The sequence below is a fragment of the Xenorhabdus sp. KK7.4 genome, assembly GCF_963876465.1.
GTDB classification, from domain to species: domain Bacteria; phylum Pseudomonadota; class Gammaproteobacteria; order Enterobacterales; family Enterobacteriaceae; genus Xenorhabdus; species Xenorhabdus stockiae.
The window spans coordinates 191,082-203,777 of the sequence record NZ_CAWNQF010000078.1 but is presented as its reverse complement, the minus strand read 5'-3'; the positions used below and the strand labels follow the sequence as shown (position 1 = coordinate 203,777).

General features: G+C 44.0%; 10 protein-coding genes. 5 read left to right on the top strand and 5 right to left on the bottom strand.

Features of this window, described 5'->3' with window-relative positions; all coding sequences use genetic code 11:
* Positions 1-3: 3 nt before the first annotated feature.
* On the top strand, positions 4-648 hold the full coding sequence (locus tag AACS90_RS13500; RefSeq protein WP_099120578.1) for a hypothetical protein: 645 nt from the start codon (positions 4-6) through the stop codon (positions 646-648).
* Positions 649-694: 46 nt separating this feature from the next.
* On the opposite strand, the gene putP is transcribed toward AACS90_RS13500, so the two are convergent.
* Complete coding sequence (gene putP, locus AACS90_RS13495; protein WP_099120577.1) at positions 695-2,179, bottom strand: sodium/proline symporter PutP; 1,485 nt, start codon at positions 2,177-2,179, stop codon at positions 695-697.
* 725 nt (positions 2,180-2,904) lie between these two features.
* Between putP and putA the strand changes: the two genes are divergently transcribed.
* Positions 2,905-6,885 carry a trifunctional transcriptional regulator/proline dehydrogenase/L-glutamate gamma-semialdehyde dehydrogenase gene (putA, locus tag AACS90_RS13490; RefSeq protein WP_099120576.1) on the top strand — a complete coding sequence of 1,327 codons (3,981 nt, stop codon included), beginning with the start codon at positions 2,905-2,907 and terminating at the stop codon, positions 6,883-6,885.
* A gap of 238 nt (positions 6,886-7,123) precedes the next feature.
* Here the strand turns inward: putA and fliZ are convergent, their stop codons facing one another.
* The 4 genes from fliZ to AACS90_RS13470 all read right to left on the bottom strand — a co-directional run bounded on the left by fliZ (position 7,124) and on the right by AACS90_RS13470 (position 10,146).
* A complete protein-coding gene (gene fliZ / locus AACS90_RS13485) occupies positions 7,124-7,636 on the bottom strand; it encodes a flagella biosynthesis regulatory protein FliZ (RefSeq protein ID WP_086956345.1) in 513 nt (170 codons plus the stop codon).
* A 51-nt stretch (positions 7,637-7,687) separates the two neighbouring features.
* Positions 7,688-8,410, bottom strand: a complete 723-nt coding sequence (locus AACS90_RS13480; protein WP_099108236.1) for an RNA polymerase sigma factor FliA — start codon at positions 8,408-8,410, stop codon at positions 7,688-7,690.
* 384 nt (positions 8,411-8,794) lie between these two features.
* Positions 8,795-9,772, bottom strand: coding sequence for a flagellin N-terminal helical domain-containing protein (locus AACS90_RS13475; RefSeq protein WP_099120575.1), 978 nt, complete (start codon positions 9,770-9,772; stop codon positions 8,795-8,797).
* Positions 9,773-10,017: 245 nt separating this feature from the next.
* Complete coding sequence (locus AACS90_RS13470; RefSeq protein ID WP_339373620.1) at positions 10,018-10,146, bottom strand: hypothetical protein; 129 nt, start codon at positions 10,144-10,146, stop codon at positions 10,018-10,020.
* Between the two features lie 99 nt (positions 10,147-10,245).
* Between AACS90_RS13470 and fliD the strand changes: the two genes are divergently transcribed.
* The 3 genes from fliD to fliT are packed head-to-tail and all read left to right on the top strand — an operon-like array spanning position 10,246 to position 12,509.
* Positions 10,246-11,709 carry a flagellar filament capping protein FliD gene (gene fliD / locus AACS90_RS13465; RefSeq protein WP_099120574.1) on the top strand — a complete coding sequence of 488 codons (1,464 nt, stop codon included), beginning with the start codon at positions 10,246-10,248 and terminating at the stop codon, positions 11,707-11,709.
* Positions 11,710-11,721: 12 nt separating this feature from the next.
* The gene (gene fliS, locus AACS90_RS13460) at positions 11,722-12,132 is read left to right on the top strand and encodes a flagellar export chaperone FliS (protein ID WP_086956342.1); all 411 of its coding nucleotides are present in this window, start codon (positions 11,722-11,724) and stop codon (positions 12,130-12,132) included.
* Positions 12,132-12,509 (top strand): flagella biosynthesis regulatory protein FliT, encoded by a 378-nt coding sequence (gene fliT, locus AACS90_RS13455; RefSeq protein WP_099108240.1) that lies wholly within the window; start codon positions 12,132-12,134, stop codon positions 12,507-12,509. The genes fliS and fliT overlap by 1 nt, the downstream gene beginning before the upstream one ends.
* Positions 12,510-12,696 lie beyond the last annotated feature (187 nt).

Here is a 12,696-nt window from a genome sequence, read left to right as displayed (position 1 = left end):
GTTATGAAAATCATAAATTTAATTTATCATAGAATGTTTAATTTTATTATTATGATGTTACTTACTACCACATCAATTTCAGCATTCTCTTCTGGGTATCACCCAATAACCATTGATAATAGAACAAATTATACAATCACTGTCTATGCACCATCTGTCTATTCTGTTTGCACATATCAGCCAACACAAGGCAATCCTGTAGTAATAACAGTGGGGCCGGGAAAGAAAGGAACTTTTACTTGGGAAGATAAAAACTCTCTCAGCTGTTTTCTCTCCGAAAAAATAACAGGGTTTAAATTTATTACTCAGGATAATAAATTATTATGGTCCGGCCGTATAGGAATGATAGAAGTATCCCCCACTATTTTATCTGATTATTATTGGACAATTTTTTACTCTAAACAATATTGCCCAGCACGTTTGAATGAAATAAGTGAAAAAACTGATGGAGCTCCTCCACCAAGTTATATACGCGCTTATTTTAATTCAGAACCAATAAAAATAGACTCTCTCTATGATGTGTATCATAACAAAATCGGTAATTTTGAAAATTCAGATCAAGGATGGACTATTACTCTTCTTCAACCACCAGAAGGGACAAAACTTGAATATGCCGGAGATCCCAGCCGATGGACATGTTGGAATTAACTATTATTAATGAGCCTCTGCTACTTCAGAGGCTCTGAATATATCTTTATTTAGTATTATACTGAGCTTCGGCTTCGATAAAACGCTGCTGGATCGTCTTATTTGGTGCTTTGCCCAACAAGCTCACCACCACAATGGCAAGCGAGGCCAGAATAAATCCGGGGATGATTTCGTACAGACCAAACCACTCAAACTTCATCCATACCAGTACAGTCACAGCACCCACCAGCATACCCGCTAATGCGCCGTTGCGTGTCATGCGTTGCCAAATCACCGAAATCAGGATTACTGGGCCAAATGCTGCGCCAAAACCCGCCCAGGCATTACTGACTAAAGCCAGCACTTTATTATTTGGGTTAGTCGCAATCACAATGGCAATAGCCGCGACCAACAGCACCATCATCCGTCCGACCCATACCAGTTCTTTCTGGCTCGCTTTCGTACGAATAAAGGCTTTATAAAAATCTTCTGTCAGAGCACTGGAACACACCAGCAACTGGCAGCTCAGTGTACTCATGACCGCAGCCAAAACCGCAGACAACAAGATACCCGTGATCCACGGATTAAATAACAGTATGCCCAGCTCCATAAAAATACGCTCATGGTTTTGTAATACCGGGCCAGCCTGATCCGTATGGATTGAAAAATATGCAATACCAAAGAAACCTACCGCTGACGTACCCGCAAGACATAACAGCATCCACGTCATACTGATACGGCGCGCTTTATGGATAGTCTGATGAGAATCTGCGGCCATAAAACGGGCCAGAATATGGGGCTGACCAAAGTAACCTAACCCCCAGCCCAACAATGAGATGATGGCCACAAAATTCAGGTTCTTAAATATATCCATATAGACAGGATTTTTCGCCTCAATAATGGTAATGGCCTTCTCCACGCCACCCACGTTGAGTAAAATCAGCACAGGCACCAGAATCAAAGCAAAAATCATTAAGGTTGCTTGCACGGTATCAGTCCAGCTCACCGCCAAAAATCCGCCGAGGAAAGTGTAGGCAATCGTAGCTAACGCACCCAGCCAGATAGCGTGTTCGTAGCTGATACCAAATGTATTTTCAAACAGCAGTCCACCCGCTACAACCCCCGACGCACAGTAGATAGTGAAGAAAATCAGGATAACAACGGCAGAGATAATACGGAGAACTTTACTGCTATCATCAAAGCGGTTGGTGAAATAATCCGGTAAAGTCAGCGCATTATTATTGATTTCTGTATGAACACGTAATCGGCCTGCGACCCAGCGCCAGTTCAGATAGGCTCCCAGTAATAAGCCCAACGCGATCCAGATTTCTGATACACCGGATAAAAAAATCGCCCCCGGCAACCCCATTAATAACCAGCCACTCATATCAGAAGCGCCAGCAGATAGTGCTGTTACTACACTGCCTAATCGCCGGCCACCCAGAATATAGTCATCGAAATTCTTGGTGGCACGGTAAGCCATGAAGCCTATCAGTAGCATCCCGGCTATATAGACAATGAAGGTAATTAGCATTGGTGAATTTACTGTCATGCAGGTTCTTCTCCATAGTATTTTTTGCAAATCCTGTTTATTCAGACTACTTGATTTGCGTCAATGATGTGTTCTGTACTTATACCCGTCGTCTTTCAAACTGCCTCTTTATTGGCTGCGCTCGCTCACCCCAGTCACATAGTTATCTATGCTCCCGGGGATGAACTCCCTTGCCGCCGCGATGCGGCTTGAAATTCATTGGGTATAGATTTCCCACTTCTTTCAGCGCAATATCTCTCTCAGGACAAGGTGTTCTGTTGTCAGGTTTTACCCATCTTGCTTTCAGACTGCCTTTTGCTGGCTGTATGCAACTCGAAGTTTACTGGGTAGGCCAGAGTTGTACCTGAAGATTATTTCACCTGAAGGTGGCGTTGTTCCGATATGTAATTTATATTTGTAATTATTTAAAAATCACTTTCTATCCTAAATTAGCTAAAACATTTTTAACAACTGATTAACGGCATTTTTTACAAGAAACGTTCGCCAAGTCACATTTATCACCCATAAAGTTGCACCTTCCATAAAAAACCCTATGTAGCCAAATGAAAATAAATACTTATCTATCATGTAGATAATAGATTAATAATCATGAGCCACAAATTATATGTTCAAAATCAGATTGATTTCACAAATTCTGAATAATGGCTTTTAACAAAGTTGCACAAAGTTGCAACATGGAAGATATTGTTCCGTAACTTGATTAGTCTTCCTATTAAGGAGTGAGAATGGGTAGTACCACTATGGGCGTGAAGCTCGATGAAGCAACGCGTAACCGCATCAAAGCTGCTGCACAACGAATTGAGCGCACACCACACTGGCTGATTAAGCAAGCCATTTTTAATTATCTCGAACGTCTTGAAAATGAGGAAAAGATCCCGGAAATATCAGCCGCTCAGGATAACAAAGAAGAAAAGATTTCCGAAGAAGAATCACCAATTGAAGCCCGTTATCAGCCGTTTCTGGACTTTGCCGAGCACATTTTACCCCAATCGGTGAAACGTTCTGCAATTACTGCGGCTTATCGGTTACCTGAAACACAGGCTGTTCCAATGTTACTGCAACAAGCTCAGTTACCAGAAGAACAATCCAAAGCGGCACATAAACTCGCATATTCCATCGCAGAGAAATTACGCCAGCAAAAACAGGGTATTGGGCGCGCCGGTCTGGTTCAGGGGCTACTACAGGAATTTTCACTCTCTTCACAGGAAGGTGTCGCACTGATGTGCCTTGCCGAAGCCCTGCTGCGCATTCCTGATAAAGCAACCCGCGATGCACTCATCCGCGACAAAATCAGTAACGGTAACTGGCACTCCCATCTGGGGCAAAGCCCGTCCATGTTCGTTAATGCTGCGACATGGGGATTACTGTTTACCGGTAAATTAGTCTCTACCCATAACGAAGCCAAATTATCCAAATCACTGACCCGAATCATTGGCAAGAGCGGTGAACCATTGGTGCGCAAAGGCGTAGATATGGCAATGCGTCTGATGGGAGAGCAATTCGTCACAGGCGAAACTATTGCTCAGGCCCTTGCCAACGCCCGCAAGCTGGAGGAGAAAGGCTTCCGTTACTCCTATGACATGCTTGGTGAAGCCGCACTGACTGAAGAAGATGCACAGGCTTATATGGTCTCTTATCAACAGGCCATTCATGCAATTGGTAAGGCATCGAACGGCCGGGGCATTTATGAAGGGCCGGGTATTTCTATCAAACTTTCCGCCCTGCATCCCCGCTATAGCCGCGCCCAGTATGAACGCGTGATGACCGAACTCTACCCTCGCCTGCTTAGCCTGACTTTACAGGCGCGTCAGTATGATATCGGTATCAATATTGATGCAGAAGAAGCGGATAGGCTGGAAATTTCCCTCGATTTGCTGGAAAAACTCTGCTTTGAACCTCAACTGGAAGGCTGGAACGGGATTGGTTTTGTTATTCAGGCCTACCAGAAACGCTGTCCTTTCGTTATTGACAGTATTATCGATTTAGCTCAGCGCAGCCGCCACAGACTGATGATCCGTCTGGTAAAAGGGGCTTATTGGGATAGTGAAATCAAGCGTGCCCAGATTGACGGTCTGGAAGGCTATCCGGTTTATACCCGCAAAGTGTATACCGATGTTTCTTATATCGCCTGCGCCCGTAAGTTGCTATCTGTGCCTAATCTTATTTACCCTCAGTTTGCAACTCATAACGCCCATACTCTGTCTGCCATTTACCATATCGCAGGGCAGAATTACTATCCGGGACAGTATGAATTCCAGTGTCTGCACGGAATGGGTGAACCGCTTTATGAACAGGTGGTCGGTAAAATTGCGGACGGCAAACTGAATCGCCCGTGTCGAATCTATGCACCGGTCGGAACCCATGAAACTTTACTGGCCTATCTGGTTCGACGCCTGTTGGAAAATGGGGCGAATACCTCATTCGTTAACCGTATTGCTGATACCAATCTACCGATCGATGAACTGGTTGCCGATCCGGTAAAAGTGGTTCATGAACTGGCTAAATCTGAAGGGCAAATCGGCCTGCCTCATCCAAAAATTCCATTACCAATTGACTTATATGGTAAAAATCGTGCCAATTCGTCAGGATTAGATCTTTCCAGTGAGCACCGTTTAGCTTCTCTTTCCAGCGCGCTGTTGAGTTCTTCCATGGAAATATGGAACAGCGAACCGTTATTGGGTGGTGACTATACTCATACTGAGGAATTACCGGTTGCCAGCCCGGTTAACAACCCGGCCAAATCTTCTGATATCGTCGGCTATGTGCGGGAAACCACAGAGCAGGAAGTCAGCCACGCAATGGATGTCGCCACCAATGCCGAAACCATCTGGTTTGCCACGCCACCGTCAGAGCGTGCAGCTATTTTGGTACGTGCTGCGGAACTGATGGAAGATAACCTGCAATCCCTGCTCGGTATTCTGGTTCGTGAAGCAGGTAAAACGTTCAACAATGCCATTGCCGAAGTTCGTGAAGCGGTGGATTTTCTCTATTACTACGCCGATCAGGTGCGTCAGGATTTCGCCAATGATACCCATCGCCCACTTGGGCCTGTGGTCTGTATCAGCCCGTGGAACTTCCCTCTGGCCATTTTCACCGGTCAGATTGCCGCTGCATTAGCGGCTGGTAATAGTGTTCTGGCAAAACCAGCAGAACAGACACCACTGATTGCAGCGGTCGCCGTTAAAATGCTGCATCAGGCAGGCATTCCGCGCGAAGTACTACAATTATTGCCGGGGCAAGGGGAAACTGTCGGTTCTATGCTGGTAGGCGATGAACGTGTGCGTGGCGTGATGTTCACCGGCTCCACCGAAGTTGCCAGCCTGTTACAGCGTAATATCGCCGGACGTCTTGATGCTCAGGGCCGCCCGACGCCACTGATCGCAGAAACCGGTGGGATGAATGCGATGATTGTCGATTCCTCCGCCCTGACTGAACAGGTTGTCACTGATGTGGTTGCCTCTGCTTTTGACAGTGCTGGCCAGCGCTGCTCTGCCTTGCGTATTCTGTGTATACAGGATGATGTTGCAGACAGAACACTCACCATGCTGAAAGGCGCAATGGCGGAATGCCGGATGGGGAATCCTGAACATCTGTTCACCGACATCGGCCCGGTGATCGATGCCGAAGCAAAAGCGAATATCGAGCGCCATATTCAGGCTATGCGCACTAAGGGCAGAACGGTTTATCAGGCGACTCATGAAAATGTGGCAGACAGTCGGGAATGGTCACAGGGAATGTTCGTCAAACCTACCCTTATTGAGCTGGAAAGTTTTGATGAGCTGAAAAAAGAGATTTTCGGCCCTGTTCTGCACGTTGTCCGTTTCAAGCGGGACGAGTTGGATCAACTGCTTGATCAGATTAACGCTTCCGGCTATGGATTAACATTAGGCGTTCACACCCGTATTGATGAAACCATCTCTCAGGTCACGGGTAAGGCAAAAGTCGGTAATTTATATGTTAACCGCAATATGGTCGGTGCCGTTGTTGGTGTCCAGCCATTCGGTGGTGAAGGATTGTCCGGCACCGGGCCTAAAGCCGGCGGACCGCTTTATCTTTATCGCCTGTTGTCCCAGCGCCCAGTCAATGCTGCAACTCAGACATTAGCGCGTCAGGATGAGGAATATCCGCTGGATGCCACTATCCGCACTGCCCTGCACTCTCCTTTCAACAAACTGGCTGAATGGGCTACATCAAATAACCACTCGGAACTGAGCCACATCATTCAGGAATACGCTTTACTGGCTCAGGGCGGGACAACGCGCTTACTGCCGGGACCAACGGGCGAACGTAATACCTACACCCTGTTGCCGCGCGGTCAGGTTCTCTGTCTTGCAGATAATGAGCAGGATACTCTGATTCAGTTAGCCGCAGTGCTTTCAGTTGGTTGTCAGGTGGTCTGGGAAAAGGATGAACTTCACCAGCAGTTACTCAAACAGTTACCAAAAGAAGTTCGTCACGCCATTTATTTAGTGAATGACTGGCAGAATGAAGACACGGTTATGGAAGCGGTTATTTATCACGGTGATTGCGATCAGTTACGGCAGGGATGTGAAACCGTTGCACAACGTAAAGGGCCGATTGTTTCAGTGCAGGGTTTTGCCCGGGGCGAAACTAATCTGTTGCTGGAGCGCCTGCTGCATGAACGTTCATTGAGTGTTAACACCGCAGCGGCAGGAGGAAATGCCAGCTTAATGACCATCGGTTAAAAAAGCGGAATTAAAAAAATAGATTAGCCAATTTATTTATAATCATTTGATTAAATCAAACGATTAAATCAAATGATTAAAATAACCCGCTTAGTTCTATTTGGTTATATATTTATAACCAAATAGACATATAAGACATGATGTATTAAAAATAAAGGGGAATGCACTATTTGTACATTCCCCTCTAAAACTGACCAAATTGTTCAGCCAAACAGACGCTATGTTTTTGCCGAATTAATCAATGCCCGTTCTGTTGCCAGCTCAGATATTGTTCGTATTTACGCAGCGCGATATTGTAATTACTGAAAGCAGATTCGGACAGCTTCTCACTCAATTTTTCCTGAATTTTTTCTGGTGTAAACTCTTCTTCAGGATAATTGTCTGAGGTCAGTAACTCATCCAATCTGCGCAGACGAACCACGTATTCACGCACTGTGCTGTGGCTCATCTCGGTTTGTTCAAACAGATACTGTTTAAATGACATAATGTCGAAATAATCAGTCTGGCTATTGCAATAAATTTCACTACAGAAGCGGCACAGCGCTACAAATTTACCCTGTAACTCATTCCATGTTTTGTCATCAACCAATTCGGTCATCTCGGAAATTGCTTCTTTATTGATAACCTGACCGTTAAAAACAAGGGAAATACGGTCAAGAGTCTTATGACAATGCAAACAATGAGTCTGACTATGTTTATAGTCCTTAATATAACGGCTAAGAGGCCGTTTCTTTTGTGTTGTAACAGACATAAGAGATAAAGCCCTGTGTGTAGTCTTAACAAAAAACAAATAAGCAAAAAGTTACTTCTCTGGATTCAAACGCGCCCGCAGCCTTTTTATTGCCTGGCTGTGGAGCTGACTCACGCGAGATTCCCCCACATTAAGCACCGCGCCAATCTCTTTAAGATTCAGTTCTTCCTGATAGTACAGCGTCAGAACCATTTTTTCCCTTTCAGGTAACGACTCAATAACATCGATAACCCGCTGACGGAGATCACCTTCCAATAACTGTTGGAGAGGATTTGTCTCATGCTCTTCCTCAATTACTGGCTCACAGCTTTCGCCGTAAATTTCGTGCCATTCGTCATAAGAAAATAGCTGACTGTTATTGGTTTCTAACAGTATTTGCCGATATTCTATCAGATTAATCTTTAATTCTTTAGCAACTTCCTGCTCACTGGCTGGACGGCCTAACTCTTGCTCAAGTTTACGGATGGTTTGCGTGACTTCCCGTGCATTGCGTCGCACACTGCGTGGCGCCCAATCACGGCTCCTCAACTCATCCAACATTGCACCTCTGATGCGCTGCACTGCATAAGTGGTAAACGCCGTTCCCTGTAGGGAATCGTAACGCTCCACTGCGTTCAGCAACCCTATGCCACCGGCCTGAAGCAGGTCATCAAGCTCGACACTGGCAGGCAACCTCACCTGTAGCCTCAGTGCTTCATGGCGAACCAGTGGTACATAGCGCTTCCAGAGGCTATTTTTGTCCATCACGCCTTCGGCGGTATACAAATCGCTCACAACAACAGACACCTTTGGATAAGAGACTGGATACCATTATCCAATCCCCTAACGGGTACAATCGTTTGAACAATGAAGTAAAAGCGCTTCTTTTTCACCTATGCGAAATTTTTGTTGTCCGCCTTGTGTCGCAAGTTTCAGGCTGTCCCTGACAATACCCGTCGTCTTTCACGTTGTCTCTTTGTTGGCTGCGTTCGCTCACCCCAGTCGCATAGTTATCTATGCTCAGGGGTTCACTCCCTTGCCGCCGCGATACAACGCGAAATACTTAGGGTATTCCCTTTAAATAGCACCTAAAAAATAAGGATCGGCAAGCCGATCCCTTTTTTAGATGTAGGAGCTATGCAGGTTGCCCTGCATAAGCCCTTAGCTGAGTAATAAAAATTAACGCAGCAGAGACAGAACGGTCTGTGGAACCTGGTTCGCCTGAGCCAGAACAGAAGTACCAGCTTGTTGCAGGATCTGGCCACGGCTCATGTTAGAAACTTCAACCGCGTAGTCAGCGTCTTCGATACGGCTACGAGCAGCGCTCAGATTGTTAACAGTGTTGTTCAGGTTGTTAACAGTAGATTCCAGACGGTTTTGAACTGCACCCAGTGAACTGCGTAGGCTGTCTACATCTGACAGAGCTTTATCTAATTTAGCCAATGGATTTGCTGTAGGTTTTTCCCCTGCTTCTTTTTTCTCGTTAAGAGCTGTATTTGCAGCGGCAAGTTTCTCTTTTAAACCAGCTTCTGCGTCAGAATCTTTGTTATCAGACAATGCTTTCGCAGCGTCTGCTACATCTTTTTCAGCCTTTGCTACTGCCTCTTCTTGTTCTGGAGTCTGTTTCAATGCCACTCTAAAGTCATTCAGTTTTAACTCCTGGCTGTCAATTTTTTTCAAATCGATTTTGATAGTTTCGCCATCGTTAGCACCAACCTGAATATTCAGAGTAGTATCTTTGCTTAATACTTTTACGCCATTAAACTGAGTTTGTTCAGAAATACGATCAATTTCACTCAGGCGCTGAGTCACTTCTTCTTGAATAGACTTCAGGTCGCTTGGAGAGTTAGTACCGTTTGTCGCCTGAACGCTCAGTTCGCGGATACGTTGCAGGTTGTTATTGATTTCGTTCAGAGAACCTTCGGTAGTCTGAGCAATGGAGATACCGTCGTTTGCGTTACGGGAAGCCTGAGTCAGACCTTTAACGTTAGCAGTGAAACGGTTAGCAATCGCTTGACCAGCAGCATCATCCTTCGCGCTGTTAATACGTAAACCAGAGGACAGACGCTCAATCGCAGAACCTAAAGTACCCTGAGATTTAGTCAGGTTGTTTTGAGCCAGCAGAGATGAGTAGTTAGTATTGATTACTGATGCCATAGTAGAGTTCCTTTTTAAAATCAAGTCGATATAATTAGTCTGAGCCTGTTTGCTCACGGTGTTCATCACCGCCAACAATTTTATCGGCTACTTAAAAAGAACCTTTAATATTTCTTGAAAAAAGTTTTTCATTTTTTTCTTACTTCTTGTTTCTCCGATGGTTTTCAAGTTACATCGCGGCTGCAAAGAAACGAATTTGCCAAGCCAAAGGCTGGACTGCGGTGAAGAAAAGCAGGAACCTTTCATTAATCTCCAGGAGCATAAGTAACCGTATATTTATAAAAACGGTGACTGGCGTGAGCGAGCACAGCCAATAAATAGACAGCCTGAAAGACGACAGATATACCGATAACCCAAACAGCGCCTGTTCTCATCAACTATTCCATCCATCAAAAAAATCGTTTTCTCAGTAAACTTTTCGCAAATTAATCCGATAACAACTCCAGTGATGCTTTACAAATAAAGGAGTCAATATGGCTAGCATTTCCTCATTAGGGGCCGGGTCCGGGATGGATTTGGGTTCTTTGCTGGATAAACTTCAGGCAGCAGAAAGAAAACGTTTAGAACCATTAGCACAGCAACAAACAAGCTATAAAGCAAAGCTGACCGGTTTTGGCACATTAAAAGGCAGTCTGGAAAAACTTCAGACCGCTTCGGAAGAACTGAAAAAATTCGATAAGCTTAATACAACTAAAACAAGCGAAGACCATAAATTATTTACTCCAAGCACGGATTCCAAAGCCAGCCCGGGTAACTATAAGATTGAAGTTGAGCAGCTTGCCGTAGCGCAATCTTTGCAAACCACATCTGTTCCCAGTGTAAAAGAGCAGTTGGGAGAAACTTCGGCAACAAGCCGTACTATCGTTATTGAGCAGGAAGGTAAAGACGGTAAAACAGAACTCATGAAGATTGCTCTGACCGATGAGCAAACTTCTCTGGTTGAGATCCGTGATGCAATTAATAAGCAGGAAGGTAATGTTAACGCCAGCATTATTAAAGCCGACGATAAGAATAATTATCTGATTCTGACCGCTAAAAAAGCGGGTACAAAATCGATGATGAAAATCAAGGTCGAAGGTGATAATAAACTGAACGAATTGCTGGAGTACCCACCAAGCGATAAAAAACGCACTGGTGTAATGCAAGAAAAAGTTCCCGCAAAAAATGCAGTATTACACGTTAATGGTGTCAAGATTGAGCGCCAGACTAATGAAATAAAAGATGCACCTGAAGGTATTACCCTGAATCTGAAAAAAGTTTCAGAAAAAGAAACTGTAAAAATCACAGGGGAAAAAGGCGAAATCAAAGAAGTAGAACAGTTCAAATCAGAAACACTGGTTGTTTCCCGTGATATTGAACCAATGCAAGAAGCAATTAAAAAGTGGGTTGATGCTTATAATGACTTACAGTCTACTTTTGATTCACTGACCAAATTTAAAGCGGTCGGAAAAGGTGAAGCGGCGTCAAAAGATAATGGTGCTTTGCTGGGTGACGGAACACTGAAAAATATCCAGAACCAATTAAGACACCAATTATTTGCTGCCCAGAATGTTGCTGATATCGCTACCTTAAATAAATTGGGTATTAAACAGAAATTGGATGGCACACTGGAAATCAATAAAGATAAACTGGAAAAGAACCTGAAAGAGAAACCAGCCAACGTGAAGGCTTTCTTTATGGGCGATGGTGAAAAAACCGGCTTTGCAACCCAGACTTACAATCTATTAAAGAAAACGTTAGATAGCCATGAAGGGACTATCGCAACCGCAACCGAAGGCATTAATAAAAGTCTTAAAACCCTTGAGAAACAAGTGGAGCGGACAAATGACACTATTGATGCCACAATGGAGCGTTATAAACGTCAATTCACAGAATTGGATAAACTGATGAATTCCCTGAATAACACAAGTTCATCCCTATTCCAGCTTTTAAGATAATTAAAGGATAATATGTATCAACGTTCGGCAAGCCAGTTATACGCTCAGGTAGATCTTGAGAGCGAAATTATGAATGCTTCTCCCTATCAGTTGATTCAGATATTGTTCAATGGGGCGCTCAGCGCCCTACGTCGTGCAATTATTCTGATGCAACAGGGAAATATCCCGGAAAAAGGTTTAGCTATTTCAAAGGCGATAAATATCATTGATAATGGTCTGAAAGAAGGACTTGATTTCGAAAAAGGCGGAGAGATTGCTCAGAATCTTTCTGCTTTATATGATTATATGAGTCGTCGTTTACTCCATGCTAATTTACGCAACGATGAGAAGGCTATTACCGAAGTGATTGATTTACTTACCGAGATTTCAGATTCTTGGCGGCAGATAGGTCCTCATTACAACGCCAGTCAGGATATTGTTTGATGAAAAATGATCTGGATCTTTTGTCAGCTTACCAGCAGATCCTTAGTTTAAGTGAGCAGATGCTTGATTTAGCTAAAAATGAAAAATGGGATGTACTTGTCGATATGGAAATCACCTATCTGAAAGCAGTAGAAGTGGTTACCTTAATATCAGAAGATTCAGATGCGCCTATTTCATTGCAGCAGAAATTAACCAAAATTTTGCAGACTGTCTTGGATAATGAAAATGAAACTAAGCGGTTATTACAAAAACGCTTAGATGAACTCAGCGACCTGATTAAACAGGAAAGCTGCAAACAATTATTGCATGATACTTATGGGCAATTCCCTGTCAGTGATTATGAAATGGAGTTAACGCCTACGACAGAGAAAACATAAAAATAACAGCGGCACCATAATATTTTATTAATATAATAATAATGAGTGGTATCGTTTATTGATCTTATTTCAGGTGGTGTCATTTAGTCACCATCCCTTTTTCGGGGATCCTGATCCGGCATTATATTTTATGCATAATTTGCAAACAATCAATATAAAAACACAAACATTTTCAACACAAAAAATT